This window comes from Bradyrhizobium betae, assembly GCF_050632175.1.
Classification (GTDB): domain Bacteria; phylum Pseudomonadota; class Alphaproteobacteria; order Rhizobiales; family Xanthobacteraceae; genus Bradyrhizobium; species Bradyrhizobium betae_B.
Map to the genome: position 1 here is coordinate 7,063,837 of NZ_CP192576.1, position 25,009 is coordinate 7,088,845.

Annotated in this window: 23 protein-coding genes and 5 pseudogenes; 12 read left to right on the forward strand and 16 right to left on the reverse strand. The window is 64.1% G+C overall.

Annotated elements, in window-relative coordinates; genetic code table 11:
* The first annotated feature begins 154 nt into the window (after positions 1 to 154).
* A pseudogene (locus tag ACQ86E_RS34020) lies at positions 155 to 1,479 on the forward strand (LLM class flavin-dependent oxidoreductase).
* A gap of 123 nt (positions 1,480 to 1,602) precedes the next feature.
* Positions 1,603 to 1,770, forward strand: a complete 168-nt coding sequence (gene rpmG, locus ACQ86E_RS34025; RefSeq protein WP_211376546.1) for a 50S ribosomal protein L33 — start codon at positions 1,603 to 1,605, stop codon at positions 1,768 to 1,770.
* 70 nt (positions 1,771 to 1,840) lie between these two features.
* On the opposite strand, the gene ACQ86E_RS34030 is transcribed toward rpmG, so the two are convergent.
* A complete protein-coding gene (locus ACQ86E_RS34030) occupies positions 1,841 to 3,724 on the reverse strand; it encodes a caspase family protein (RefSeq protein WP_431206633.1) in 1,884 nt (627 codons plus the stop codon).
* Positions 3,725 to 3,940: 216 nt separating this feature from the next.
* Here ACQ86E_RS34030 and ACQ86E_RS34035 point away from each other — a divergent pair, with 216 nt between their 5' ends.
* Positions 3,941 to 5,167 carry an acyltransferase family protein gene (locus ACQ86E_RS34035; RefSeq protein WP_431203642.1) on the forward strand — a complete coding sequence of 409 codons (1,227 nt, stop codon included), beginning with the start codon at positions 3,941 to 3,943 and terminating at the stop codon, positions 5,165 to 5,167.
* Positions 5,168 to 5,335: 168 nt separating this feature from the next.
* Here ACQ86E_RS34035 and ACQ86E_RS34040 read toward each other — a convergent pair whose 3' ends face one another.
* Positions 5,336 to 6,574 (reverse strand): MFS transporter, encoded by a 1,239-nt coding sequence (locus tag ACQ86E_RS34040; protein WP_431203643.1) that lies wholly within the window; start codon positions 6,572 to 6,574, stop codon positions 5,336 to 5,338.
* 154 nt (positions 6,575 to 6,728) lie between these two features.
* Between ACQ86E_RS34040 and ACQ86E_RS34045 the strand changes: the two genes are divergently transcribed.
* Complete coding sequence (locus ACQ86E_RS34045) at positions 6,729 to 7,265, forward strand: TetR/AcrR family transcriptional regulator (RefSeq protein ID WP_431203644.1); 537 nt, start codon at positions 6,729 to 6,731, stop codon at positions 7,263 to 7,265.
* Between the two features lie 40 nt (positions 7,266 to 7,305).
* Here ACQ86E_RS34045 and ACQ86E_RS34050 read toward each other — a convergent pair whose 3' ends face one another.
* The 3 genes from ACQ86E_RS34050 to ACQ86E_RS34060 are packed head-to-tail and all read right to left on the reverse strand — an operon-like array spanning position 7,306 to position 9,792.
* Positions 7,306 to 7,443, reverse strand: coding sequence for a hypothetical protein (locus tag ACQ86E_RS34050; RefSeq protein ID WP_431203645.1), 138 nt, complete (start codon positions 7,441 to 7,443; stop codon positions 7,306 to 7,308).
* A gap of 56 nt (positions 7,444 to 7,499) precedes the next feature.
* Complete coding sequence (locus ACQ86E_RS34055) at positions 7,500 to 8,561, reverse strand: serine hydrolase domain-containing protein (protein WP_431203646.1); 1,062 nt, start codon at positions 8,559 to 8,561, stop codon at positions 7,500 to 7,502.
* A gap of 10 nt (positions 8,562 to 8,571) precedes the next feature.
* Positions 8,572 to 9,792, reverse strand: coding sequence for an ABC transporter substrate-binding protein (locus ACQ86E_RS34060; protein WP_431203647.1), 1,221 nt, complete (start codon positions 9,790 to 9,792; stop codon positions 8,572 to 8,574).
* Positions 9,793 to 10,091: 299 nt separating this feature from the next.
* On the opposite strand from ACQ86E_RS34060, the gene ACQ86E_RS34065 reads away from it, so the two are divergent.
* A complete protein-coding gene (locus ACQ86E_RS34065; protein ID WP_431203648.1) occupies positions 10,092 to 10,799 on the forward strand; it encodes a TetR/AcrR family transcriptional regulator in 708 nt (235 codons plus the stop codon).
* A 210-nt stretch (positions 10,800 to 11,009) separates the two neighbouring features.
* Here the strand turns inward: ACQ86E_RS34065 and ACQ86E_RS34070 are convergent.
* Both ACQ86E_RS34070 and ACQ86E_RS34075 read right to left on the reverse strand, forming a co-directional pair.
* Positions 11,010 to 12,384 (reverse strand): annotated as a pseudogene (locus ACQ86E_RS34070) (PleD family two-component system response regulator).
* Positions 12,385 to 12,398: 14 nt separating this feature from the next.
* Positions 12,399 to 12,764: a response regulator gene (locus ACQ86E_RS34075; RefSeq protein ID WP_015685597.1), complete on the reverse strand. Its 366-nt coding sequence runs from the start codon at positions 12,762 to 12,764 to the stop codon at positions 12,399 to 12,401.
* 228 nt (positions 12,765 to 12,992) lie between these two features.
* On the opposite strand from ACQ86E_RS34075, the gene ACQ86E_RS34080 reads away from it, so the two are divergent.
* Both ACQ86E_RS34080 and ACQ86E_RS34085 read left to right on the forward strand, forming a co-directional pair.
* Positions 12,993 to 13,304: a DUF3572 domain-containing protein gene (locus tag ACQ86E_RS34080; protein WP_143845793.1), complete on the forward strand. Its 312-nt coding sequence runs from the start codon at positions 12,993 to 12,995 to the stop codon at positions 13,302 to 13,304.
* Complete coding sequence (locus ACQ86E_RS34085; RefSeq protein ID WP_431203649.1) at positions 13,301 to 14,590, forward strand: DNA polymerase IV; 1,290 nt, start codon at positions 13,301 to 13,303, stop codon at positions 14,588 to 14,590. The genes ACQ86E_RS34080 and ACQ86E_RS34085 overlap by 4 nt, the downstream gene beginning before the upstream one ends.
* 6 nt (positions 14,591 to 14,596) lie before the next feature.
* Here ACQ86E_RS34085 and ACQ86E_RS34090 read toward each other — a convergent pair whose 3' ends face one another.
* Complete coding sequence (locus tag ACQ86E_RS34090) at positions 14,597 to 14,998, reverse strand: RidA family protein (protein ID WP_431203650.1); 402 nt, start codon at positions 14,996 to 14,998, stop codon at positions 14,597 to 14,599.
* 74 nt (positions 14,999 to 15,072) lie between these two features.
* Entirely contained in the window at positions 15,073 to 15,918 is an 846-nt protein-coding gene (locus ACQ86E_RS34095) for a cell envelope integrity EipB family protein (RefSeq protein WP_431203651.1), read from the reverse strand.
* Positions 15,919 to 16,165: 247 nt separating this feature from the next.
* On the opposite strand from ACQ86E_RS34095, the gene ACQ86E_RS34100 reads away from it, so the two are divergent.
* The 4 genes and pseudogenes from ACQ86E_RS34100 to ACQ86E_RS34115 all read left to right on the forward strand — a co-directional run bounded on the left by ACQ86E_RS34100 (position 16,166) and on the right by ACQ86E_RS34115 (position 19,177).
* Complete coding sequence (locus tag ACQ86E_RS34100) at positions 16,166 to 16,633, forward strand: RidA family protein (RefSeq protein ID WP_129272253.1); 468 nt, start codon at positions 16,166 to 16,168, stop codon at positions 16,631 to 16,633.
* A 5-nt stretch (positions 16,634 to 16,638) separates the two neighbouring features.
* Positions 16,639 to 17,384: pseudogene (locus ACQ86E_RS34105) on the forward strand (glycerophosphodiester phosphodiesterase).
* Between the two features lie 56 nt (positions 17,385 to 17,440).
* The gene (locus ACQ86E_RS34110) at positions 17,441 to 18,682 is read left to right on the forward strand and encodes a GNAT family N-acetyltransferase (RefSeq protein ID WP_431203652.1); all 1,242 of its coding nucleotides are present in this window, start codon (positions 17,441 to 17,443) and stop codon (positions 18,680 to 18,682) included.
* 66 nt (positions 18,683 to 18,748) lie between these two features.
* Positions 18,749 to 19,177, forward strand: coding sequence for an HIT family protein (locus ACQ86E_RS34115; protein WP_431203653.1), 429 nt, complete (start codon positions 18,749 to 18,751; stop codon positions 19,175 to 19,177).
* Positions 19,178 to 19,295: 118 nt separating this feature from the next.
* On the opposite strand, the gene tsaA is transcribed toward ACQ86E_RS34115, so the two are convergent.
* From tsaA to ACQ86E_RS34135, 4 genes are all read right to left on the reverse strand, one after another.
* Positions 19,296 to 19,787 (reverse strand): tRNA (N6-threonylcarbamoyladenosine(37)-N6)-methyltransferase TrmO, encoded by a 492-nt coding sequence (gene tsaA / locus ACQ86E_RS34120; RefSeq protein WP_431203654.1) that lies wholly within the window; start codon positions 19,785 to 19,787, stop codon positions 19,296 to 19,298.
* A gap of 32 nt (positions 19,788 to 19,819) precedes the next feature.
* Positions 19,820 to 20,170 carry an AzlD domain-containing protein gene (locus tag ACQ86E_RS34125; protein ID WP_431203655.1) on the reverse strand — a complete coding sequence of 117 codons (351 nt, stop codon included), beginning with the start codon at positions 20,168 to 20,170 and terminating at the stop codon, positions 19,820 to 19,822.
* On the reverse strand, positions 20,167 to 20,907 hold the full coding sequence (locus ACQ86E_RS34130) for an AzlC family ABC transporter permease (protein WP_431203656.1): 741 nt from the start codon (positions 20,905 to 20,907) through the stop codon (positions 20,167 to 20,169). Before ACQ86E_RS34130 ends, ACQ86E_RS34125 begins: the two co-directional genes overlap by 4 nt.
* Positions 20,908 to 21,011: 104 nt before the next feature.
* Entirely contained in the window at positions 21,012 to 22,031 is a 1,020-nt protein-coding gene (locus ACQ86E_RS34135) for a transglycosylase SLT domain-containing protein (protein ID WP_431203657.1), read from the reverse strand.
* A gap of 39 nt (positions 22,032 to 22,070) precedes the next feature.
* Between ACQ86E_RS34135 and ACQ86E_RS34140 the strand changes: the two are divergent.
* Positions 22,071 to 23,086 (forward strand): annotated as a pseudogene (locus tag ACQ86E_RS34140) (TRAP transporter substrate-binding protein).
* Positions 23,087 to 23,146: 60 nt separating this feature from the next.
* Here ACQ86E_RS34140 and ACQ86E_RS34145 read toward each other — a convergent pair.
* From ACQ86E_RS34145 to ACQ86E_RS34155, 3 genes and pseudogenes are all read right to left on the reverse strand, one after another.
* A complete protein-coding gene (locus tag ACQ86E_RS34145; protein WP_375314217.1) occupies positions 23,147 to 23,341 on the reverse strand; it encodes a hypothetical protein in 195 nt (64 codons plus the stop codon).
* A gap of 42 nt (positions 23,342 to 23,383) precedes the next feature.
* The gene (locus ACQ86E_RS34150; RefSeq protein WP_431203658.1) at positions 23,384 to 23,626 is read right to left on the reverse strand and encodes a hypothetical protein; all 243 of its coding nucleotides are present in this window, start codon (positions 23,624 to 23,626) and stop codon (positions 23,384 to 23,386) included.
* Positions 23,627 to 23,684: 58 nt separating this feature from the next.
* A pseudogene (locus tag ACQ86E_RS34155) lies at positions 23,685 to 24,984 on the reverse strand (glycoside hydrolase family 130 protein).
* Between the last annotated feature and the right edge of the window lie 25 nt (positions 24,985 to 25,009).

A 25,009-nucleotide genomic window follows, 5' to 3' on the forward strand; every position in this document is an offset into this window, starting at 1 on the left:
CAAGCCCGGCCATGTTGGCGCATCGGCGCCTTCCATGACGAGATTGTGCTGAGCGCCCGCCGAAAAACGAAATAATCCTCCCGTCCGTCCGGCTGGCGGAGTTCCGCGGCGTGCCTATGTGTTCTCCAACGACACCCACAACGGACCCGGGGCGATGGCACAACGGCAACTCAAGCTTGGCGCGTTCATGCGCCCGATCAGCATCCACACCGGCGCCTGGCGCTATCCCGGGGCGTGGCCCGACGCCAATTTCAACTTCGGTCACATCAAGACGCTGATCTGCAAGCTCGAGGCCGGCAAGTTCGACGCCTTCTTCATGGCCGATCACCTCGCCGTGCTGAACATGCCGATCAACGCGCTCAAGCGCAGCCACACCGTGACCTCGTTCGAGCCGTTCACGCTGCTGTCGGCGCTCTCCGCCGTCACCGAACGGATCGGTCTGATCGCGACAGGCTCGACCACTTTCGACGAGCCCTATCACGTCGCGCGGCGCTTCGCCTCGCTCGACCATCTCAGCGGCGGCCGCGCGGGCTGGAACATCGTCACCACCTCGAACCCGGACGCGGCGCTGAATTTCGGCCTCGACGATCACATGGAGCACGCCGAGCGCTACAAGCGCGCCCGCGAATTCTACGACGTGGTCACCGGCCTCTGGGATTCCTTCGCCGACGACGCCTTCGTCCGTGACGTCGAGAGCGGGCTGTTCGTTGACCCTTCGAAAATGCACACGCTCGACCATAACGGCAAATATCTGAAGGTGCGCGGCCCCTCAACATCGCCCGCCCCGTGCAGGGCTGGCCGGTGATCGTGCAGGCCGGCGCGTCGGAAGACGGCAAGCAGCTTGCGGCGGAGACCGCGGAAGCCGTGTTCACCGGCGGCGGCAGCCTCGCCGACGGGCAGAAGCTCTACGCCGACATCAAGGGCCGCATGGAAAAAGCCGGCCGCGACCCCGAACATCTCAAGATCCTGCCCGGCGCCTTCGTCGTCGTCGGGGACAGCGTGGACGAAGCGAAAGAGAAGCGCGCCCTGCTCGACAGCCGCGTGCATTACGACAGCGCCATCGCCTCGCTCTCGGTCATCCTCGGCACCGACGCCTCCGGCTTCGATCCGGACGGCCCGCTCCCCGACATCCCCGAGACCAACGCCAGCAAGAGCGGCCGCCAGCGCATGGTCGACCTCGCCGCGCGCGACAAGCTCACCGTGCGACAGCTCGCCCAGCGCGTCGGCGGCTATGGCGGGCTGTCCTTCGTCGGCACGGCGAAAACCATCGCCGACCAGATGGAGGAATGGCTGGTTGGGCACGGCTCCGACGGCTTCAACATCATGTTCCCGTTCCTGCCCGCCGGCCTCGACGATGTCGTCGACAAGGTCGTCCCGGAGCTGCAAAAGCGCGGGATCTTCCGCAAGGAGTATGAAGGGCCCACCCTGAGGGAGAATCTGGGCCTGCCGCGGCCGAAAAACCGGTTCTTCGAGGCCTGATCGGGCCGATTTGGGTGGTTTCTGCCCCTAAAACCTTGACATCAGGCGGTTTCTGGCTAGGTTGCCGGCCAACGCGGGCCGTTTGGCCGGCTCCAGATTCCCTTCTTTTCTGAGGTTCTGAACATGGCCAAAGCGGTCACCATCAAGGTCAAGCTCGTGTCCTCGGCCGACACCGGCTTCTTCTACACTGCCAAAAAGAACTCGCGCACCATGACCGACAAGCTGGTCAAGAAGAAGTACGATCCGGTCGCGCGCAAGCACGTCGAATTCCGCGAAGCCAAGATCAAGTAAGAAGATCAAGTCAGATCGCGGACGCTGTAGACTTTTACGGGCCCTTCGGGCCCCGTTTCATTTTGCCCCGTCAGTTCGCTGAAATACACCGCTTCTGCCGAGGAATTCCGTGTCCGACTGATCCTCCGATCAGCTCCAGCACCTGCCCCCGACCGCAGGCGCTGCTTTGGACGATGACGCGCGCACCCGTCGGAATTGATCCGTCAGGCGGCTCGCCTGGCAGCTTGCGACCGGAGGAAGAACCAACCGGTGCAAGCGAGCGTTGCGATTTCGAGCTGCCGCTAGCGGCATCCTCCGATGATGATCTTGCCGCCACGTCTTTCCTCGGCCGCGTGCAACTTCCATCGTCCTGGAGTTCGAGGCCGCTCTTGCAGACGATCTTCGTGCAGGCGTCCCCGTCGGCCTTATAGCCACGATCGCAGACAAGCGGGCAAACGCGGGGAGCGCGAGCTCTGATTGCGTTGACGACGTTGATCGAGACCGCCTGTACATCGAATTGGGTACCGGCATATTTGTTGAACTGGCCGAGTGCGCGCTGCGACGACGCGTTCCAATCACCGTCGGCAGCAGCCGACGAACAGCCGACCCGGCGCAGTTCAAGCTGGACCAGCTTGGCCGTCTCCTGCGATGTGAGGGTGGGCTGTGCGGCTGTCGAATCGACGGCAGCGATCGTCTGTGCCTTGTCTTCGCTCGTCTGCTTCTCGTCGGCATTCTTCGTGGCCAGCTCCGCGGCCGCCTTGTTGTCCGCGATCTTGTCCGCAATGGATTTCTCGACAGCTTGCTTTTCGGCAAGAGCCTTGGCGACCGCCGCCTCCGCCTCTTTCCTGCGAAGCTCAGCCGCGGCGGCCTTGGCTTCCTCGACCTGCTTGGCCTTCTCTGCGGCAACCCGGGCGTCCTCGGCGGCCTTGGCCGCGGCCACCGCCTTGTCCTGTTCGGCCTTCTTGGCGCGGTCGGCGACGAGCCGTGTTTTCTCTTCCTCTGCCTGCCTGGCCTTCTCTGCGGCCGCAGCACGCGCATCCTCAGCCGTGATCCGATTCAGCTGGGCCTTGGCCAGGTCGGTGTAAAACCCGCTTGGATACCGATTGAGAAACGCGGTCCACACATCGCGCGTGCCCAGTTGGAGCGCCAGTTCATAGTCGCGCCGGATTTCGCTGTCCGGGCTTGCTTGCGGTCCGAGCACGGCAGGCTTGGCAGGGACGAGCGAGACGTCATCGCCGCCGAGCGAACCGTAGACATAGGGCTCTTGCCTGTAGGCGGTGTTCTTCAACACATCGTCCCGAACGAATCCGAAGGCCTTGCGCAGATCGAGGCCGGGGGTTGGCAACCGTTCGACCAGGGCTGCGGCGAATGGGCTGTTCCTGGCATCGCCGTCCGAAGCCGTCGAACCCGCCTTGGCGGCGAATGCGATCATCGTATTCGGCCGGGCAGGCTCGACCTTGGCGAGGCCTCGCCCGATCGCGCGCGAGGCGACCGTCCGCTTCATCGTCTTGGCAAACGGGTTATCGCGACAAGCATCAAGGATCACGAGCCGAAGCTGCTTGGCAGGTTCAATGGCAAATAGTACGCGGTCGAGCGGAAAGGTTTCGTCGAGAACGTCGGTGTCCGTCTCGAGCACAGCGTCCGTCGGTATCAGGTAGTTGTTGCCCTCCTGCTCGATGCCATGACCGGCGTAGTAGATCACGGCCACATCCGCGTCGCGCGCCTTGACGCCGAACTCGCGCAGCGTCTTGCGCATGTCGACGACGCCGAGGTCGAGCTTGATGTCGACAATGTCGAAGCCGGCCTTCTTGAACATTCCGCCGACGAGCGCCGCATCGTTCACGGGGTTCGTCAGTCTCGGCACGCTCTTGTAGGCGGAATTGCCGATCACCAGCGCCACGCGTCGCTCGGCATGGGCCGGACTGCATGTCAGCCAGAGAATTGAGATCACGGAAAACCAGCGAAATGCGCTCATCATGGCCCCGAACATCATGCGTGCAGCATCATGCGGAGAGTGCCGAAACGCAAGTTCTGCAACTGTGACTTCGGTCACGCAACGGAGACGGACACGCGGAGCATGGACATCTCCGCGGCCGGGCAAATGTGACCCACCTCGCGGAGCCCGGCGACCGCCTTCGCTATTTCCAGCGGGATCGTTGCACAAACCAGGTCCGTTCCCGTGAAGAGCCATTTGTCCCTGCTGGATCCGCTGCGGTTCGCCGCCGCACTCGGTGTCGCCATTTTTCACTGGATGTTCTGGTCCTGGGGCTGGGCCTCGATCGGCGTCCCCGGCTTCGAGCGCACCGTCGCCGCCGAAGTTCTCTATCCCTCCGCCGCACCCTTCACGTGGTTCGGCTGGGTCGGCGTCGAGATCTTCTTCGTCATCTCCGGCTTCGTCATTGCCAACTCCGCGTGCACGTCCTCGCCGGGCGCGTTTCTTCTCGGCCGCGCACTCAGGCTCTATCCGGCGGTGTGGGTCTGCGCCACGGCGACCCTCCTCGTCCTCCTGACCTTCGGAACCGGGCCGGCCTCAGAATTGATTCAACCCTACATCCACGCGATGTTGATGGTCCCCAAGGGCGTCACGGGGCAATGGCTCGACGAGGTCTACTGGACGCTGGCGGCCGAGACGGCGTTTTACGGGTTGGTGTTCTGCGCGATGCTCACGCGGAAGATCACGCTCAGGCACCTGGCTTTCGGTCTCACCATCTACAGCGCAATCTTCAACGCGATCGCGCTGCTGGTCACGTCCTGCATGACGCCGTCCGACCTGCCTTATCTGATCATCCTGATGTTCCGGGTGCCGTGCGCAGCTTTCCTGTTGAGCCATGGCTGCTTCTTTGCGTTGGGCATCTGGCTGTTCGTGTCCGCGAACAGGGCGTTGACCGGGCTCGAACAGGTCGCCGTGGTCGCCGCCTGTCTTGCGGGCGCCGCAGAGATCTATGTCTTCGCCGATTTCTTTCTGACCTCCATCCCCGCCATCGCGGATCAATCGGCCCTCGTGCCGATCATGGTCTGGGGAGCCGCAGTGCTGCTCATCGCCCGTGCCGCGATCAGGAACAGGCGCGCCGCAGATCCAGCTCCCGCTGAAGCGCCGGCTTACCTGAGAACGCTCGGGCTGATCACCTATCCGCTCTATCTCACCCACAACGTCATCGGTACGGCGATCATTCGGGGCATGATCGAGGCCGGCCTCGATGCCACCTCGGCCGTATGGGCCGCGCTGGGCCTGCTCGTCCTGGTGTGCTGGCTGATCTGCACGAAGATCGAGCCGGCCGTCAGGGGCGCATTGATCCAGGCCCTCGCGCAATTCGGCAAGCTGCCGAAGCGGTTGCCTGCGACGCGACGCACGGTCCTGGCGCGCGGGCTACGCCTTCGGCTGCCCGTCTCCGCAAAGGTGAACGTCGCCGCGTCCTAGCTCTGTCCGTCCACGCCGACCGCAGGGACGCACCGCATTGCGCGGTAGCATTTTGGACGCAGCGATGTCGCTTAGCGTCATCCTGAGACCGCGGAGCGGCAGTCTCGAAGGACGAAGCGTGCGCTCAGGAGCCGCCGAGAATCATATGAGATATCAATCTCGAATGCCTCAAGCCGTCCGCAACACCGGCGCCGGCGGCTGCGACGGCCGGATCAGCGCGAAGGCAACCTGGATGATGCCGCCGGCGAGGCCCAGCGCGACGCCGATGCGCCAGGCCATATTGTAGGAGCCGAGCGCGTCGTAGATCACCCCTCCCCCGTACGCACCGAGGAAGCTGCCGATCTGGTGGCTCATGAAGGCGAGGCCCTGGATCATCGCCTGCCACCGCAGGCCGAACATCTCGGCGACCGCGCCTGCGACCAGCGGGCCGACGCCCATCCAGAGAAAGCCCATGATCGCGCCGAACAGCAGCGTCGAGGCTGGCGTCGCCGGCAGCATGAAGTACCAGGCGAGCGCGAGCGAACGCAGCACGTAGATGCCGCCCAGCAGCGCGAGCTTGTTCCAGCGCTGGCCGGCCCAGCCGAAGAACAGCGAGCCCAGCACGTTGAAGCCGCCGATCATGCCGAGCGTCTGCGCGCTGAGCATCGGGTCGAGGCCGCAGATCGCCAGATAGGACGGCAGATGCGTGGTGAGGAACACCAGCTGCATGCCGCAGACGAGATAGGCGCAGGTCATCACCACGAAAGACGCGTTGCCAAACGCTGTCTTCGCGGCTGTGATGGCAGTGGCATCGGCGATGTCATCGGCGGCCGGCTTCGGCAGCGGAATCTTGTCGACGCGCCCCGCATACCACGCAGCGGGAATCATCAGCACCGACATCACGACGAAACCGACGAGCCCGGCGCGCCAGCCGAATCCTTCATTGAGCATCTGCCCGAGCGGCGCCGAAAGCAGCGCGCCGAGCGAGCCGGCGCCGGAGACGATGCCAAGCACCGTGGAGCGCACCGTCGCGGGCACCGCACGGGCCGCCACCGACATCGCGATGGCAGCAGCAGTGCAGGCCAGCGACGTCCCAATCAGCACGCCTGCGCCGATCATGATGGCGATCAGCCCGTTTGCGATCGCCATCAGGATGAGGCCCGCGATGTACATCAACGATCCCGCGATCATGATGGGACGGAAGCCGTAGCGCGTGGTCATCGCGCCGGCGAGCGGCTGGAGAAAGCCCCAGGCGAGATTCTGCACGGCCAGCGCCAGCGTGAAATCCGAGATCGAAATGTGGATGTCGTGCGTCAGCGGCTGCATGAAGATGCCGAGGCTCTGCCGCAGACCCATGCTCAGCGTCAGCATGATCGAGGCGCCGATCAGGATCGGCAAGGTCGGACGCAGGACCTGCAACAGGGGCATTTCATTCTCCCTCGGGGCGCGGCACAACGGGCGCCGTCTGCTTTTGCCGTTGATTTTGGTTACACAGACCTGTTTACATAGGCTATGGATGACAGCAGCTGTCAAGCGAACAGGACGCACGCTGCCGCATGGCTCCCCGCCCGCCCCACAGACGATGAAAGAGCGGATCCTCGAGACCGCCGACAAGCTGTTCTATCTGCAGGGCATTCGCGCCATCGGCGTCGACACCATCGCAGCCGAGATCGGTATCTCCAAGCGCACGCTCTACAACCACTTCCCCTCCAAGGACGCTCTGATCGCGGCCTATCTGGAGCGCCGCTTCGTCCACGCCCGCCCGTCCGACAAGCCGCCGGCCGAACAGATTCTCGCGACGTTCGATCTGCTGGAGCGAAGGTTTGCGGCGAAGGATTTTCGCGGTTGCCCTTTCGTCAATGCGGTGGCCGAGCTCGGTCCGAAGGACCGCGCGGTGAAGAAGATCGCGATCGCCTTCAAGGAAAGCCGCCGTGTCTGGTTTCGCGATCGCCTGACCGAGCTCGGCGTTGCCGATGCGGAGGCGCTCGCCACCCAGCTCGTGCTGCTGGTCGACGGCTCGATCGCGCAGGACCTCGTGCGCGACGACCCCGCGATGGCGCGCGCTGCGAAGGACGCGGCGAAGGTGTTGCTGCGGAACGCGGGGGTAGATGTGGGATGATTGACAAGAAGCAGCGACGAACCGAGGCAAACGCCCTCCGCTAGCCGCCCTGCAACGCGTCGTAAATCGCACGTTGATAGACGGGCAAGGCCCTGCGGCCCGCGGCGCCGCGGCCCGTCGCGATCGTCGCGCCCGAGTTTGCCGAAACGGGCACCTGATGCTGAATCAGGTAGATCATGATCAGATCGTGGACCGGATCGGCTTGCCACCAGGTGCCGAATATGCCCGGCCAGGTTATCGAGCCAGGGCGCCGCAGGCATAGGGATTGTCGACGGGATCTTCGGCAATCGAAAGCCCTAGCCCAAAGCCGGATTTCTGCCAGAGCGGCATGCCCGCAAACGGAATCTGACGTTGGGCATTGGACAGCCGGTTCGTCCGCATCAGCTGGACAGTCTCGGGCTTCAGCAATCGAACGCCATCGTGCTCGCCCTCGCCGAGCAGCATGCGCGCGAACCGGAGATAATCCGGCGCGGACGAGATCAAGCCGCCCCCGCCCGGCGTATAGGCTGGCGGTTCGTCGTACATATCCGGCACGACTTTCGCGAACTGACCGGCCGCCTCGTCATATCTGTAGAGACTGGCGAGACGGCTCCGCTTGTCGCGCGGAAGCCAGAAGTCCGTGCTGTCCATGCCCAGCGGCGCGAAGATCGTCTCGCGCAGGACGCGACCCAGCGGCTTGCCGAGGAGACGGCCGATCAGGAAGCCGAGAACGTCGGTTGAATGGCCGTAGTGGAACAGTTCGCCCGGCTGATAGGCCAGCGGCAGCGTGCCGAGCGCGGCCAGCCATTCGTCCGGCGTCAATCGGTTCATCGCGGGATCGCCAAGCGCCTGCTCATAGGCCTGTTTGAGGGGGCCCTCCGAGAAGAATGCGTAGGCAATTCCCGAACGATGCGTCAGCAGATCTTCGAGGGTGATCTCGCGTTGCGCGGGCACCGTGTCTTCCAGACGCCCCGTGGCATTCCGCATGACCCTTGGCTCGGCCAGTTCCGGTATCCAGCGCGATATCGGGTCCGACAGCGCAATCCTCCCCTGCTCCACCAGCATCAAGGCCGCCACCGACGTGATCGGTTTGGTCATCGAGGCGATGCGGAACAGGGTGTCCGGCCGCATCGCTGTCTTGGTTTCGATGTCGGACCAGCCAAGCGCCTCGGATTGAACGATCCTGCCGCGATGCGAGGTCAGGGTCACGATGCCGGCGAGTTCGCCACGATCGATGAACTGCCGGAGCGCCGGACCGGCTTCGGCAAGCTTGGCGGGATCAAGACCGCCAACGCTGCCACTGACATCATGGGACATGCTGGGAGCTTCAATCCGCCTTGAACTCGTCGGTCAGGATCGGCCCGAACAGAACCCAGCGCTGCCCGTCGAACTTCATCATCTGGAATTGCTTGTTGATGCGATAGTCGTCGGGGCTGGTGTTGATCGACATGCCAGGCAATCCCAGGTCGGGGACGAAGCCCTTGATGTTGGTCACCTGCTTCATGATGTTGGCGCGAGTGAGTTCGTCGCCGCATTGCTTCAGGATGTGGACCAGCAGCGCCGCCGTCGAATATCCGTAGGTGGCGAAGCCGCTGTTGGCATCTTCGCCGGGCGCATATTTCGCCATGAAGGCCTTGTACCGCTTCATGCCCTCGTCGTTCGCCCATTGCGGATCGAGCGGATCCTTGCCGTAGTTGACCGAGATGATGTCCTTGGCGTTCTCGAGGCCCGCCGGCACGAGAACCTGGCCCACCGCGGTCGCGTTGACCTCCAGGATATGGACGGGCTTCCAGCCGAGCTCCGCGGCTTTCCTGATCGATTGCGCGGCGAATTTCGGCGTCGACATGTTGTAGAAGAGATCGGCGCCCGACGCTTTCAGCGTCACCATCTGGGAGTCGATGGTCGGGTCGGCCAATTCGTAGGACAATTCCTTGACGATCATGCTCGTCTTGGCGCCGAGCCCTTCCTTCAGGCCCTTGACGTAATCTTTGCCGAGATCGTCATTCTGATAAAGGATGCCGATCTTGGCGTCCGGATGGTTCTCCAGAATGTACTTGGCGTAGATGTGTGCTTCCGACTGGTAGTTGGGATTGGCGGAGATCGTCCAGGGGAAATTTTTGGGGTCGGTGAATCGCGAAGCTCCGCTCCCGGCCAGGAGTTGTGGAACTCCCTTGGCGTTCAGGTATTTTTGCACGGCCGCGTTCGGAGGCGTCCCAATGATCTGGAACGTCGTCAGCACTTCATCGCTCTCGACCAGCTTGCGCACCTGCTCGACCGTCTTCGGCGGGCTGTAGCCGTCATCGTACTGGATGAGATTGATCTTGCGACCGTTGACGCCGCCCTGCTCGTTGATCATGCGGATGTAGGCGGCCTCCGCCTTGCCGATGGCCCCGAATGCAGAGGCCGGGCCGCTCAATGGGTTGGTCTGACCGATTTTGATCTCGGTGTCCGTCGCGCCGGTGTCGTATTTGTTCTGCGCCAGTGCCGGAGCCGCAAGTGTGGTGCCGAGCATCAGCATGCCTGCTGCCATCGACTTCAAGCCGGTCATGGAGTCCTCCCCTAAAGCGGCTGGTCATTGCCAGCCTTTGTTCTGGATTGCGCTCACGTCCCGCGGCGCCCAAACGATCGCCGGTTTTTGGCGAATGCCGGATGCCGTGGTCCGGCTCCCTCGCCACTACCCTGAGGTCGCCAACCGGTCAAGTTCATTCATTTAGCACTAAATGAATAATATTGGCGAGACGGCCGGCTCAGGCTTGACCAGGCGGGCCCTGCATCCCATCGTGAAGCCGGATTGGTCGGATCAAGGTGCCGTCTTCCCGGACGCGTCCGATCAGCACGACGGAGATCATGCCAGCAGCGTTGAAACTCGAGGGCCGCCGGACACGCGCCGAGCAGCGGGCCGCATCGGTGAAGCTGATCCTCGACACGAGCGAGGAGTTGTTCGCGCAGTTCGGCTATTACGGCGTGACGATCAAGGATGTCGCCGACAAGATGGGGATCCATCCTGCCCTCATTCACTACTATTTCGACGGCAAGAGGTCGCTATTCGACGCCGTGTTCGAACGCCGCGTGGGGTACGCGGTGACCTTGCGGACCGCCGCTCTCGACGCTTACGAAGCGAGGATCAAGGGCCGCCCGACCGTCGAGGGCGCGCTTCGCGCCTATTACGATGGTGCCTTCGACGTCTACATCAATGACGAGGACGCCTGGCGCAATTTCGGCCGCATCTTTGCCCAGGTGAACAACGCCCCCGGCTACGGCGCCGAGAAGATGGAAGCCTATCTCGATCCGCTCGTGCTGAGGCTGATCGGCCTGCTCCGGAAGGCGTTGCCCGATGCGAAGCCCGAGGACCTGTTCTGGGGCTTCCAGTTCACCTCGGGGGCCTATTCGCTGCTGATGTCGCGGACGGGCCGCATCGACCGCCTTTCGAACAATCTATGTGCGTCCGACGATTTCGAAGCCATCCGCGAACGCTTCGTCACGTTCATGGCGGGCGGCTTCAACGCGCTCTACAAGCAGCGCAAAGGCAAGTCTCGCACAGGCAAGTCGCGATAGCCGGAACGAATTGCGATCAAGGCGGCGGCGCGGGAAACAGCTGTTCTCGTGGACACTGCGCGATGATGCCAACATGCCAGTGTTTTGCCCGACGCGTCAAGAAAACTTCCTAAAATCAGAAATCGACACTTGGCGGACGGCAAGCTGTTGATTCCTTTATCCCCGCCTACTGTGCATGGGGTTGTTTTCGCGTTTCTGTATTTGGCGGCCTCACGCCGCCTGCGACACCACCCGGTTACGCCCGTCATGCTTGGCACGGTACAGCGCCGTGTCGGCGCGCTTGAGGACGTCGGCGACCGCCTCGCCCTTCTGCTCCAGCGTGGTCAGGCCGATCGAGATCGTGACCTCGATGCGCTTGGTGCCCTTGTGGACGGCGAAAGGCTCGCCGGCGATCGAGCGGCGCAGGCGCTCGGCGACCATGCCGGCGACGTGCAGGTCGGTCTCCGGCATCACGATGACGAACTCCTCGCCGCCGTAGCGGCAGGCAAGGTCGATGCCGCGGATCGACTTGCGCACGCGCACCGCGAATTCGCGCAGCACATCATCGCCGGCATCATGGCCGTAATTGTCGTTGATCGACTTGAAATAGTCGATGTCGAGGATCATCAGCGCCAAGGGCTTGCCCCGCGTCGAGGCCTGCTCGGCGAGCGTCGCCAGATGGCTCTCCATGTAGCGGCGATTGTGCAGACCGGTCAGCGCGTCCGTGATCGCCATCTCGATCGAGTTCTGCACGTTGTCCCGCAGATGATCGGTGTAGCGGCGGCGGCGGATCTGGGTGCGAACGCGCGCCAGCAACTCGGTCTTGTCGATGGGCCGCAGCAGATAGTCGTTGACGCCGATCTCGAGCCCACGAAGAAGCCGCGTCGAGTTCTCGGGGTCCGCGATCGCCAGGATCGGCACATGGCGCGTGCGCTCCAGCGAGCGCGCCTGGCTGCAGAGCCGCAGGCCGTCGAAATTGTTGAGGTCGAGCGAGACGATCAAAAGGTCGTAATTGCCCTCGGCGGCGTGGAACAGCGCTTCGGTGGGGTTCGGCTCGACGTCGACGGTGTGCTCGGCCGCGAGCAGACCCGCCAGCCGCTCGTAGGAGGACTGCCGGTCGTCAACCAGCAGGACGCGGCCACCCTTCCCGGTGTCGGCGACCGCGCTGCGCTCGGGCGCCTGCATGCCGATCTCGAGCGAGGTGATGGCGCGCATGCGCAGCTCGTCCGTCATCATCTTCAGCCGCGTCAGCGAGCGCACACGCGCGATCAGCACGACATCGGAGACGGGTTTCGTCAGGAAGTCGTCGGCGCCGGCCTCCAGCCCGCGGTTGCGATCGGCGGGACTGTCGAGCGCGGTGACCATCACGACCGGGATGTGGTGCGTCGCAGGATCGGTCTTCAGGCGGCGGCAGACCTCGAAGCCGTCGATGTCGGGCATCATGACGTCGAGCAGGATGATGTCGCATTCGGCGCGGGCGCAGATCTCGAGCCGCCTCCGTGCCGTTCGAGGCGGTCATCACATCGAAATATTCGGCCGACAGGCGGGCTTCGAGCAGCTTGACGTTGGCAGGGACGTCATCGACAACGAGGATACGCGCGGACACTGTGAACTCACTTCCTATCCGATGAAACGCCGGACCGTCTCAATGAATTTGCCGACCGAGATCGGCTTGGACAAATAGGCCTCGCAGCCGCCCTCGCGGATGCGCTCTTCGTCGCCCTTCATCGCGAACGCGGTGACCGCGACGACGGGGATGGCGCGCAGTTCCGGATCGTCCTTGATCCAGCGCGTCACCTGCAGGCCGGAGACCTGCGGCAATTGGATATCCATCAGCACGAGGTCGGGCCGCATCTTGCGAACGAGGTCCAGCGCCTCGTAGCCGTTGCTGGTGCCGGTGGTCTGGTAGCCGTGCGCCTCCAACAGGTCGCGGAAGAGCTTCATGTTGAGCTCGTTGTCTTCCACGATCAGGACGGTCTTAGCCATCCCGCCCTCCTGATTGGCACGAAGCCGAATACATGTGACGCCTCAGGCGCCGCTCGCGGGCGCTTCGAAAACTGGATTCAAACTAGCCTCAGATTCGCTCTAGTTTCGTTAAACCCGAGGGCCCACTTTCTGCGATGTGGTTTCCAGTTGCTTGTCGAGGGTCCAGAGACTCGGGCATGATGGTTTTAAAGTAGACACCTAAAGTTAACGGAAAGGCAAACCGGCCCCTTGAAAAAGCCTGTTCACAACCCCCGCGAAGTCGCTGAAATCGTTGCGATTCAGGCTCTGTCCTTCGTTGCGGGCGATCCCGAGCGGCTGGGCCTGTTCCTGGCTGAGACAGGAGTCGGCCCAGAGTCGCTCCGGAATGCCGCCTCGGATCCTGGTTTCCTGCTCAGCGTGCTCGATTTCGTGATGCGCGATGACGCCACGGTGAAGGCGTTTGCCAGCTCTGTGGAGCTGCACCCCACCAACGTGGCTGCGGCCCGGCAGGTCCTCGGCGACGCGCTGGGCGACCGGACCTGGGAGCGCGACGTGCCGTGAGCGCCCCAGAGGCGGCCGGGCCCCGCTGCTTCTGCCGGGATTGTTCGGCCGATCTGGATGTGGGCGTGCGGCGCTGTTCCGCCTGCGGCTCCCCTCGCCTCGTCCGCCACCGCGCGCTCGCGAGCCTGACCATCGCCCATATCGACTGCGACGCCTTCTATGCGACGGTCGAGAAGCGCGACAACCCTGACATCGCCGACAAGCCCGTCATCATCGGCGGTGGAAAACGCGGCGTCGTGTCGGCAGCCTGCTACATCGCGCGCACCTATGGTGTCCGCTCCGCCATGCCGATGTTCAAGGCGCTCGAGGCCTGCCCGCATGCCATCGTGATCCCGCCGGACATCGCAAAATACGTCCGCGTCGGCCGCGAGGTGCGGCAGGCCATGCAGGCGCTGACGCCGCTGGTCGAGCCGCTCTCGATCGACGAGGCCTTCCTCGATCTCTCCGGCACCGAGCGGGTCCACGGCATGATCCCGGCCAAGGTGCTGGCGCGCTTCGCCCGCGAGGTCGAGCGCGACATCGGCATCAGCGTCTCGGTCGGCCTGTCCTGCAACAAGTTCCTCGCCAAGATCGCTTCCGACCTCGACAAGCCGCGCGGCTTCGCCGTGCTCGACCAGGAGGAAGCCCGTCTGATGCTCGCCGAAAAGCCGGTCGGCTTCATCTTCGGTGTCGGACCTGCAACGCAAGAGCGCCTGGTACAGCGCGGATTCCGCATCATCGCCGACCTGCAAAAAGCCGACGAGATCGAGATGATGCGACAGTTTCCGAGCGACGGCCGCAGGCTGTGGCGGCTCGCGCGCGGCATCGACGACCGCCGCGTCGAGCCTGACAGGGGCGCCAAGACGATTTCCAGCGAAACCACCTTCGAAACCGACATCCGCGATTTCGCGACGCTGGAGAAGATCCTGTGGCGGCTGTGCGAGAAGACGTCGTCTCGCCTCAAGAGCGGTGAGCTGGCCGGCTCGACCGTCACGCTGAAGCTGAAGACGGCCGATTTCCGCCAGCGCACCCGCTCGCAATCGATTGCCGGCCCGACGCAGCTCGCCGCCAAGATCTTCTCGATCTGCCGCGAAATGCTGGCCAAGGAGATCGACGGCACGGCCTTTCGCCTGATGGGTGCCGGCGTCAGCGCGCTGCGCGAAGGCTCGCCCGCCGACGACACCGACATGCTCGACCGTCGCGCCGCCCATGCCGAGCGCGCGGTGGACAGTCTGCGCAAGAAGTTCGGCAGCGCCGCGGTGATCCGCGGCATTGCATATGAGGGGCCGGAGAAGGCGGAGGAGTGAGCCTCCTCAATCCGCGACGGCGATCGCCTCGATCTCGATCAGCCATTCCGGAGCCGCGAGCGCGGAAACGCCGACGAGGGTCGAGGCCGGCGGCTCCATGCCTTCGAAGAAGACCGAGCGTGCCTTGCCGATGATCGGGCGCAGCTCCGGCTTGTAGCCGACGACGAAGGTCGTGATCTTCACGATGTTGGCGTAGCTCGCGCCGGCCGCCTTCAGCGCGTGGCCGAGATTCTGCATCACCTGCGTCGTCTGCGCGGCGAGATCGCCCTCGCCGACGATCCGCCCTTCCTCGTCCACGGCCACCTGGCCGGAGATGTAGATGGTGCGTGCGCCGGTGGCGGTGACGACGTGGGAATAAGCAGGATTGTTGTGAAGGCCGCTGGGACGGAGATGGTCGAGCTTGGACATGGGCTTTCTCCCTGAGGTCAGAGGTTGGGAGCAAGCGTAGCCGCAGAGTGCGACAAGGGCTAGACGTCTCGCCCTCAATTACAGGGCTTGCTGTCCTTGACGTCGAACTTGCCCATCGCGCCGGAAATCACGAAATCGTTGTAATCGAGCATGAGCTGCCGCGAGACGCCGTTTTCGTAAAGCTCGAACGACATCGCATAGACCGGCGTCTGCTCGCCTTCCTTCTGCTGGGATTCGCGATCGAAATAGCTGACGGTGACTGGCCAGCGCTTGAGCGATTTCATGTGCTCGTCCGACGTCGATGCATCGGGCGAGGCGGTGCGGTCGGCAGGGATCGGCTGGCCGATCACGGTCAGGGTATTATAGACCTTCTGGCCGTCATCGGAGCCGTCATAGACGGAGAGCTCGAGCAGCGACTTGCCATCCTTGGCGGCGGCGATGATGCGCTGGATCTGCTCGGTCGGGAACACGATCTTGCCGTCAAGGGTGAAGCTCTTTGGCGCCGGCAGCTTTAGCTTGACGTTGATATGGTCGCCGTCGCGCTCGGCCGAACCGTCGACACGGCCGGCATCGGCCTCGTTCATCCGCGTCTCGATCTTGAACCGGTAGCTTTTGCCCGCGGCGTCCTCCCAGGAATTGGAGCGGAGGTCGCTCAGCGTGATCTTGCCCTCGCCGCTGTCGAGCTCGGACACCTGCCGAAATTCGGAGGTGTAGCCCTCGCACGAGCTCCCAGTGAAGTTGTAGAGGATGCGGCCTCGCGCGCTGTTGACCGAATTGGAACGTGATTTCACGAGGCTGAGGTCATAGAGCGCCTGATGCGCGAGAAACGGACCGCTGGCCGCCTGCGCTCCGCCGCTGGAGCCGAAGGCGGCGGCCGCGAGCGCCATCACACCGAGCGAGGTCCGGAAAAGGTGCACCATGTCTGTTCCTTGAAGATGCGTCCTTAGGGAAAGCGCAGATTCGACAGTTTAGTGACCGTTCCATTGCGTCGCAACTGAGGCGGTCTCACGTAAAGTTGCGGCACGCCCGCTGAACCTCCTGCCCTGACTCAACAAAATGCATCCCCCTCCGGTTGCTTGCATGTGGCGGCACGATGGGCGAAACAGGGCCCGTCCGGCGCCAATGCACGCGCCCGGGCGGATGATTTTCTGGACAACGAGGTCGAACATGGCGGGCACGGTCGAGCAGAAACTGGCGGAACAGGGCATCAAGCTGCACGAGGCTCCAACCCCCGTGGCCAACTATGTCCCGTTCGTGCGCACCGGCAATTTGCTGTTCGTCTCCGGCCAGGTCTGCTTCGCCCCCGACGGCAAGCTGATCGCCAAGGGCAAGCTCGGCGCCGGCGTCTCGATCGAGGACGGTGCTGCGGCTGCTCGTGGCTGCGCGGTCAATCTGCTGGCCCAGGTCAAGGCGGCGCTCGGTGACCTCGACAAGGTCGTGCGCGTGGTACGCCTCGGCGGCTTCATCAATTCGGCGCCGGACTTCCTGGACGGGCCGAAGGTCCTCAACGGCGCCTCCGACCTGATGGTCGCCGCGTTCGGTGACAAGGGCCGCCACGCCCGAACCACGGTCGGCGTCGCCTCGCTGCCCGCGGATGCGGCGGTCGAGGTCGAAGGCGTGTTCGAGGTCGCCTGACGCGCATGCGCGCTCCGGATTGGCTGACAGCCCGGCCGGTCGCCCATCGCGGCCTGCACGACATTTCCCGCGGCATCGTCGAGAACATGCCCGGTGCGGTGCAGGCTGCCGTCGCCGGCAGTTTCTCGATCGAGGTCGACATCCAGCTCTCCGCCGACGGCGAGGCGATGGTGCACCACGACCATGCCCTGGGCCGCCTCACCGAGGCTGCGGGCGAGGTGGTGTCGAAGACAGCCGCGGAACTGAGAGCCGTCAAATTCAGGGACACGAGCGAGCGCATGATGTCGCTCTCCGACCTCTGCGCCATGGTCGCCGGCCGCGTGCCGCTGGTGATCGAGGTCAAGAGCCATTTTGACGGCGACCGCAAGCTGGTGACGCGGATGGCCGAGGTGCTGGCGTCCTATCAGGGACCCGCCGTCGGCATGTCGTTCGATCCCGACCAGGTGCTGGCGCTGCGCCAGTTGCTGCCGTCCCGCCCGCGCGGCATCGTCGCCCAGCGGAGCTATGAGGACGAATACTGGGCCCCCTGACCCAGCCGCAGCGCGACAGCATGCTGTACCTGCGCCACGGCTTCCAAACCCAGCCCCACTTCGTCGCCTTCAAGGTCGACCACCTCCCGGCGCCCGCCCCCTGGATCGCCCGCAACGTCTTCGGCTGTGCGCTGCTCGGCTGGACCGTCCGCACCCCGGAGCAGCGGACGCGAGTCGGGCAGTACGCGGACCAGATGATTTTTGAGGGGTTCGTGCCGTAGGGCCTGACGTTCCCGCCCTCTTGAAGTCGCTGCCGCAATGCACGATCTTGGGCGCGATGGGATCATCTGAAATCACGCTCGAGGCCGTACCTTCCATTGCCGAGGTGTCTCCTGAGGATTGGGACGCCTGCGCCAATCCAGGCGGCCGGTGCAATGGGGGGAGCAACGGAACCTCACCCGCCCCTTCAGGCGATTCGGCCGGCCTCTTAGGACCCTCCTATAACCCGTTCGTCTCGCACGCATTTCTCTCCGCCGTTGAGAAATCGGGTTCAGCCACCATCCGCACCGGCTGGGGATCGCGGCATCTCGTGGCCAAGGTCGATGGCCGCGTCGCCGGTGTCGTGCCCTGCTATCTGAAGTCTCATTCGCAAGGCGAGTACGTTTTCGACCGCGGTTGGGCGGACGCCTATGAGCGGGCCGGCGGGCGCTACTATCCGAAGCTTCAGGTCTCGGTTCCCTTCACGCCGGCCACAGGGCCGCGGCTGCTGGTGCGCGGCGGCGTCGACCGCGAGCGGATCACCGAGGCGCTCGCGAGCGGGCTGGTGGCGCTGTGCGGTGTCAGCAAGGCTTCCTCGGTGCACGTCACCTTCGCACTTGAGGCGGAGTGGAAGCTGCTCGCCGAGCACGGCTTCCTGCAGCGGACCGACCAGCAGTTCCACTGGCACAATGAGGGCTTTGCGAGCTTCGACGACTTCCTCGCCACCCTGAATTCGCGCCACCGCAAATCGATCAAGCGCGAGCGCCGCGATGCGCTGGCCGCCGGCATCAGCATCCACTGGCTCACCGGCAAGGATATTACCGAGGATGCCTGGGACGCCTTCTTCGAGTTCTACATGGAGACCGGCTCGCGCAAATGGGGTCGCCCGTATCTTACGCGCGAATTCTTCTCGCTGATCGGCGAGACCATGAGCGAGGACGTGCTCCTGGTGATGGCCCGCCGCAACGATCGCTGGATCGCGGGCGCGATCAACTTCATCGGCTCGGACACGCTGTTCGGCCGCAACTGGGGCGCGGTCGAGCATCATCCTTTCCTGCACTTCGAGGTCTGCTACTATCAGGCGATCGACTTCGCCATCAAACGCGGCTTGAAGTATGTCGAAGCCGGCGCGCAGGGCGAGCACAAGATCGCGCGCGGTTACCTGCCGAGAACCACCTACTCCGCCCACTTCATCGCCGATCCAGGCCTGCGCCGCGCCATCGACGACTACCTCAAGCGGGAGCGTGCCTATGTCGCCGAGGCCGGACGGGAGCTCGCCGAGCTCGGCCTGTTCCGCAAAGGCATCGACGAGGCGCCTTGACGGTTCGCCGGCGCTGGTGCCAGTAAGCGCGAAATTCCAAGCGCAAAGTTCCTGGGAGCCGCCGCCATGACCGCCTACGACACCAACAACATCTTCGCAAAAATCCTGCGCGGCGAATTTCCCTGCCACAAGGTCTATGAGGACGAGCATGTGCTGGCCTTCCTCGACATCATGCCGCGGGTGCCTGGCCATACGCTGGTGATCCCGAAGGCCCCTGCCCGCAACATCCTCGACATCAAGCCGGACGACTACGCCCATGTCGCCCGCGGCGCGCACAAGATCGCCGCAGCCGCGATGAAGGCATTCGACGCCGACGGCATCACCGTCCAGCAGTTCAACGAGGCCGCCGGCGGACAGGTGGTGTTTCACCTCCACATGCACGTGATGCCGCGCCACGACGGCGTCGCGTCGCTGCCGCCGGCCAGCCGCAAGGAAGACGTCAAGGTTCTGGAAGAAAACGCGACCAAGCTGATCGCGGCGTTGAAGGCGGGCTAAGTCTCTCTGCTCGTCATTGCGAGCGAAGCGAAGCAATCCAGAGTCCTTCTGCAGAGGCAGTCTGGATTGCTTCGTCGCAAGGGCCCCTCGCAATGACGGGGTTGGAGCAGAGTACCCCTCACTCCGATTGAAAATCCCCGGCCTGAGGCGCCGCCAGTGGCGTGAATTCGCAGCGGTCGGGCTTGATGTCGATCAGCGGCGTATTGTCGATACAATCGAGGCCGCGCACGAGAATTGCGTTTCCCTCGATGCCGACCAGCTTCACGATCGAGGTGCCGATCGGATTGGGCCGGACCGGCGAGCGCAGCGAAAAGGTGCCGCGGGTCTTCTCGTTGTTCTTCGGACTCTGCAGCACGATGTCGCGGCGCGAGCGGTCGAGCCAGTACAGCACCTCGAGATTGCCGTAGAAGTCGACGCCCTTGATGGCCGGCACGAACGGCTCGAAGATCTCGAGGCGGCAGATCGGTCCGTCGGCGCGGCCCTGCCGCGGCGTCTCCAGGCGCGAGGTCCAGGGCGTGCGGATACGACCGATGAAGACCAGGCCGGCATCCTGCGTCGGCGGCAACTCGATGGCGACCTCGCCCTCGCGGAGCTCGTTTTGGCGAACCATACTTCCAGTTCCTCAGCTGTTCGGAAGCGGTTTTAGCCCAACCACCACGTGCCGGCCAGCATGAACACTTCGCCCGTCACCACACCCGCGAAGATCGAGCGGCGGGTCAGCAGGAAGACGACGAGGCCGGCGGCGACCGCGCCATAGCGCAGGACGTCCGGTACGCTGGCGAGCGCCCCCGGCGGCTCGACCACGATCTGGGCGATGACGCCGGCCAGGATGGCGGTGGCGACCGCCCTTACCCAGACCAGAAGCTCGGAGCCTTCGTCGATGCCGCCGCCGAACCACAGGCCCAGCATGCGCCAGATCTGGTTGGGCACGACGCCGGCGACGAACAGCACAGCCAGCGCGTGCCAGTCACCGATGAACTGGGCAAAACTCATGCGCGCACCGCCCGCCACCAATGGACGCCATAGGCGATCGTCCCCGCGACGAGGCCGCTGACGAGGATGTCGAGGCCGGAGTTCATCTTCGCGGCCAGCGGATAAAGCAGGACTCCGAGCGCGAGGGCCACGACATCGGCAACCTCGCGGCTGTTGCGCGCGGTCGAGAACAGGAAGGACAGCGGCGTCAGCAGCAGGATCGCAGCGCCCAGCGTCTGCGTGAGATTGGCGGCAAGGAAATAGCCGACCGTGTTGGCGGTGAGGCACACCGAGACCAGGCCGAAGCCGAGCCCGTGGACGAAAGCGATGCGCCGCTCACGCGGCACCTGCGGCAGGAAGCGGTGGCACTCGACCCACAACGTCACCGCCGTGAGATGCGCGGCGAACACGAGCTCGCGCCGTCTCGTCGTCGGCGTGCGCATCAGAGGCAGCACCGAGACCACCATCGGAAACAGGCGGATGGCGCTGACGGTGACCGCGATCGCCGACTGGATGACGGTCGCGCCCGAGCCGAGCGTGGTGATCAGGATGATCTGCGCCGGACCTGCCCAGACGAACAGCGTCGAGCAGAGCGCCCAGAGCAGGCTGAAATGCGTGTCGTGGGCCAGCGCGCCGATGCCGAGATACGTCACGAACAGCACGATGGTGAGGATCGTCTGCGTGATCGAGCGCAATCCCCACGCAAAGGCGCGCCAGGGACTATGCCATTGAGGAGAATCGAGCGGAGGAAGCGCCACGGGACGGCCGGCTTGGGTTGTAGAATCGTCCCCGCATAACGGGCAATGCGGTGGCCAGCGTCAAGAAAGCCCGCGGCGGGGCTGGCATGCGCGACGACACGCCCTTACCCGCTCACTCCCCTGTTCTTCAGCACGAAGCAGGCGCCACCGGCTTTGCGGATGCGGTTGCAGAGATCATCCGCCTCGCTGCGCGTGTCGGCGCCGATGCGAACCTGGTAGAAGGCACGCGTGCCGCGGCTGCGCACCACCGAACTCAGCAAGCTCGGGTCTCGCTCGCCGATCACCGAGCTCAATCGCGTCACGGCGCGGGAGTACATCGCCAGCGCCCGGTTGCGGTCGAACCCGGCGGCGAGCTGCACGCCCCAGACCTTTGCGGCAGCCAGTTCCACATGCTGCTCGAGCTCGGCAACGAAGGCATTGGGTGCACGCTTCAACAGCGCCATCAGATCGCGGCAGCTTGTTGGCGGCGAACTCGGCGGCCCCTTGCCGGTGCTGCCCGCCTTAGCCCACGCGTCGACGCTCGTGCCCGTGATGGCGAAGACATAGTTGCGGGTCTGCTCCGGCATCGGACCGGTGCCTGCAAGCCATTCCTGCACCCGCCGCGGCCCGGCATTGTAAGCAGCGGCGGCCAGGCCGAGATTGCCGAACTGGTTGCGCAGCTCGTTGAGGAATTCGGCCGACTTCGGCAGCGCCTGCACCGGGTTGAACGGATTGAGCAGCCCGCGCTCGCTCGCGGTGCCCGGCATGAACTGCGCGATCCCCTGCGCATGCTCGCCGCTGCGCGTCATGGGGCCCACCGCATCGGCCTGGAAGCGGCTTTCCTGCCAGATCACGCGGGCGAAGAATTCGAGCGGCAAATTGGCATCGCGCGCGGCCGCCTCGACGATCAGGCAGATCGATGCCCGCATGTCGCTCTCGCGCACATCGGGCTTGGCGGGGGGCACCGCGAGTTCTTCGACGCTTGGGATGGCGACACCCGTCTTGGCAGGCGAGCTGTCCCACGCCGCGGCCCGCAACGTCGAGACCAGCAGCGCGGCAACGACAAGTGATGCAAATCGCGCCAGCACTGCCCAAGCATCGCTGTGGCGCGCGTCGGCGCGCCATGCGACAAAGTGATCTGCCATGCTGTGGCACCGTGCCATGTTTCGACGAGCTGCCAATTGATGCTGCCTGACCTGCTTCTCCCAATGCGATTCCCCGCCAAACGGATCCACGCGATCCTTGCCCTCACGGCGCTCTTGCTGTCCGCCGTGCCGGCCGCCGCCCAAGTCAGCTGGCGGATGACCACGGAATACCCGCAAAACAACATTTCCGGGATCGGGCTCACCACTTTCGCCGAACGGGTCGCCGCGCGCACAAACGGTTTCGTGACCGTGGCCAACGCCTTCGACAACGAGCTCAAGATCAACTCTGGCGCGATGCCCCGCGCAGCGGCGGACGGCCGTATCGTCGGTGGCGATGCCTTCGCAGGCGCGCTCTCCGGCCTTGATCCTGTGCTCGCACTTTCTACCCTGCCCTTCCTGGTGCAATCGGCCGACGTCGCCCGCGCCACCAATCTGCGGGCGCGCCCGCTCTACGAAAGGCGCTCGCAGCGCGTGGCCTCAAGCTGCTTTATGTGACGATCTGGCCTGCGACAGGTCTCTGGTCCGAACACGCGCTCGCAAATGCCGACGACCTGCCGAAACTGAACTTGCGGGCTTACGACGCCAACTCCAGCGAGGTCATGCGCGCGGCCGGCGCGAACGCGCAATTCCTGCCCATGGACGCGGCGCTCGCCGGCCTCAGGGAGCACCGGCTGAATGCGTTCCTCACCTCCGGCGACGGCGGCGCAGGACGCAAGCTCTGGGACTTCCTGCCCTATTTCACGGCGATCAATTACGCGATGCCGGTCTCGATCGCCTTTGTCCGAAGTCACGCCTTTGCCGAGTTGTCCGAACCGATGCAGCGCGAGGTGCTGGCCGCGGCCGCCGAGACCGAGCAGAGCCAGTTCGCGCTGCTCGCCCATCGCACCGCCGAGAACTACGCGCGCATGCGTGACAATGGCGTCCATATCGCCGAACCGGCGCCCGCCTCGCTGATCGCCGCACTTCAGTCAGCTGCAACGAGCACGCTCTCCACCTGGGAAGCGCAGGCGGGCGCGGACGCCACAGCGATCGTCGAGTGGGCGAGACAGCAATAGCGCAGGCCCGCGGCACGCTGCCGAAATGCTCTGCCACACCGCCCTACGCCCGCTTCGCTCCTATGCCGAGGCGGGATTCTCCGCGCTGATCGCACGGTCGAGGGCATCGATCAGCGTTTGGAGCTCGACGAATTTGTTCCGTGCCCGCTCGGCCTTTTCACGATCAAAGGGCGCTGCCAGCACCTTCGCATGCACGTCCCTGTCCTCGATCATGCGATCCCGGGCCTGCTTCAATGTGTCAAGTCGCTGGTTCATCTGTGCTCCCTTGCCGATAGCTGCCCAACCTCAAACGGTGACTCAGTCGAATCCAGACGGAAGCTCGCCCTTTCGGAAGAACACCGTCGGCTCGTCGTCATAGTCACCCATTTCGGCATCGCCGCTGGACGAGAACGCGACCACACCGAGCTTGCTCAAGGCCAATCGCTCCGCCGTCCGCAGCGCACCGCTTTCCGACTTGCAGACGATGGGAGACTCCGCCTTCAGATTGCCGCCCTTGCCCGCATTGAATGCCTGCACCACGTAGGTTGTTTCGCGAACCATGACGGGTCCCCTGGTCTGCTGTGAACGGAGTGGACGTCGGCGAGTGCGAACGCCGCGCTCAGCGTTGCATCGACGCGATGAGCTCCGAAATCCCGATTGTTGCAAAACTCGAGAAGGTGTCAGACACCGCATAGGGTAAAATGATCCGGTCCTTATGCCTCATGGCACCGCAGGTATAGACGACGTTGGGAACATACCCTTCGCGCTCGGACGGTTCAGGTCGGAGCAGCGGCTCAGCCGAACGTGCCAGCACCTTCGATGGGTCGCGCTTGTCGAGCAGCGCCGCTCCGATCGAGTATTTGCGGACCGGACCGACCCCGTGCGTCAGCAGCAGCCAGCCTTCGTCAAGCTCGATCGGCGCCCCACAATTGCCGATCTGGACGAACTCCCAGGGAAATTTCGGTTTCAAAAGGGGACCCCGCCCCCTCCCACGTGTAGAGGTCGTCCGAATTGAGCAGGTACAGGTTCTCGTTGTCCTGTCGCGCGATCATGGCATAGCTTCCGCCGATCTTGCGCGGGAACAGCGCCATGCCCTTGTTGTGTGCGGCGCTCCCCCGCAAAGGCATCAGTCGAAACGACATGAAGTCGCTGGTCTCGATCAATTCGGACCGGATCGCGCGTCCACTGTAAGCCGTATAGGTAGCGTAGTAGGTCTGCCGATCCCCGTCGCTGAATTTGACAAAGCGCACGTCCTCGATGCCGTTCGATTGGGATTCCGTCACGGGAAAGATGACGCGCTCGCTGAGATCTTCCTCGGGCCTGAACACCAATTCCACACGGTCGCCGTCTGGCCCGGATACGCGACTGCTAATCCGGGGAACCGAGGCAAGGCGCGCCGTCGGATCGACGGCCAGGCTTCCATCGGCCGCAATCGTTCCGGTTCGAAACGTCAGCGACGACACATGCCCCTCGCCGGTAGCGCGAAGACTGAGGATGAAGCGCAAGCCTCCCGTTGGTGCCCCGGATTGATCCGGATGCGGGACGATGCTGGGGTTGAACAAGGCAGAGGCTTCGAACGAATATTCACTGAGGAAATAGGCGCCGACCAGCTGACGCTGGGCCTTCGAGAAGAGGCCATGCGTCGCGAAAGCATCCTCCATTTCGTCCGCGCGAGCCTCGAAACTCTCCAGGAGGTTACGATGTCGCCCCTCGAAATTGTCGAGGACATCCGCAAGCTGGACCGAGACGGCTTCCGAACTGAGCGCGAGAACCCGGTCGACAATATGATTTGCCCGTATCTTGTCGGTCGGATTCAGATCGCGGGGTTCAGTTGCCGGCTGGAAGGGCCGCACGATAACGCGCGCCGGATCGGGGCGCAGATGAAGCCCCTGCCGATTCAGGAAAGAAGCTTGTGACACGGTATCCTCGGCTTGCTCGTTGAGA

What these genes read in the sequence shown, in the direction of transcription:
- ACQ86E_RS34065 (WP_431203648.1), top strand. Translation starts at nt 10,092, where the DNA reads ATGCCAGCAGCGTTGAAACTCGAGGGCCGCCGGACACGCGCCGAGCAG.
- ACQ86E_RS34060 (WP_431203647.1), bottom strand. Translation starts at nt 9,792, where the DNA reads ATGACCGGCTTGAAGTCGATGGCAGCAGGCATGCTGATGCTCGGCACC.
- ACQ86E_RS34110 (WP_431203652.1), top strand. Translation starts at nt 17,441, where the DNA reads ATGGGATCATCTGAAATCACGCTCGAGGCCGTACCTTCCATTGCCGAG.
- ACQ86E_RS34115 (WP_431203653.1), top strand. Translation starts at nt 18,749, where the DNA reads ATGACCGCCTACGACACCAACAACATCTTCGCAAAAATCCTGCGCGGC.
- ACQ86E_RS34150 (WP_431203658.1), bottom strand. Translation starts at nt 23,626, where the DNA reads ATGGTTCGCGAAACAACCTACGTGGTGCAGGCATTCAATGCGGGCAAG.
- ACQ86E_RS34125 (WP_431203655.1), bottom strand. Translation starts at nt 20,170, where the DNA reads ATGAGTTTTGCCCAGTTCATCGGTGACTGGCACGCGCTGGCTGTGCTG.
- ACQ86E_RS34095 (WP_431203651.1), bottom strand. Translation starts at nt 15,918, where the DNA reads ATGGTGCACCTTTTCCGGACCTCGCTCGGTGTGATGGCGCTCGCGGCC.
- tsaA (WP_431203654.1), bottom strand. Translation starts at nt 19,787, where the DNA reads ATGGTTCGCCAAAACGAGCTCCGCGAGGGCGAGGTCGCCATCGAGTTG.
- ACQ86E_RS34030 (WP_431206633.1), bottom strand. Translation starts at nt 3,724, where the DNA reads ATGAGCGCATTTCGCTGGTTTTCCGTGATCTCAATTCTCTGGCTGACA.
- ACQ86E_RS34075 (WP_015685597.1), bottom strand. Translation starts at nt 12,764, where the DNA reads ATGGCTAAGACCGTCCTGATCGTGGAAGACAACGAGCTCAACATGAAG.
- ACQ86E_RS34100 (WP_129272253.1), top strand. Translation starts at nt 16,166, where the DNA reads ATGGCGGGCACGGTCGAGCAGAAACTGGCGGAACAGGGCATCAAGCTG.
- rpmG (WP_211376546.1), top strand. Translation starts at nt 1,603, where the DNA reads ATGGCCAAAGCGGTCACCATCAAGGTCAAGCTCGTGTCCTCGGCCGAC.
- ACQ86E_RS34145 (WP_375314217.1), bottom strand. Translation starts at nt 23,341, where the DNA reads ATGAACCAGCGACTTGACACATTGAAGCAGGCCCGGGATCGCATGATC.
- ACQ86E_RS34040 (WP_431203643.1), bottom strand. Translation starts at nt 6,574, where the DNA reads ATGCCCCTGTTGCAGGTCCTGCGTCCGACCTTGCCGATCCTGATCGGC.
- ACQ86E_RS34050 (WP_431203645.1), bottom strand. Translation starts at nt 7,443, where the DNA reads ATGATCTACCTGATTCAGCATCAGGTGCCCGTTTCGGCAAACTCGGGC.
- ACQ86E_RS34135 (WP_431203657.1), bottom strand. Translation starts at nt 22,031, where the DNA reads ATGGCAGATCACTTTGTCGCATGGCGCGCCGACGCGCGCCACAGCGAT.
- ACQ86E_RS34045 (WP_431203644.1), top strand. Translation starts at nt 6,729, where the DNA reads ATGAAAGAGCGGATCCTCGAGACCGCCGACAAGCTGTTCTATCTGCAG.
- ACQ86E_RS34055 (WP_431203646.1), bottom strand. Translation starts at nt 8,561, where the DNA reads ATGTCCCATGATGTCAGTGGCAGCGTTGGCGGTCTTGATCCCGCCAAG.
- ACQ86E_RS34090 (WP_431203650.1), bottom strand. Translation starts at nt 14,998, where the DNA reads ATGTCCAAGCTCGACCATCTCCGTCCCAGCGGCCTTCACAACAATCCT.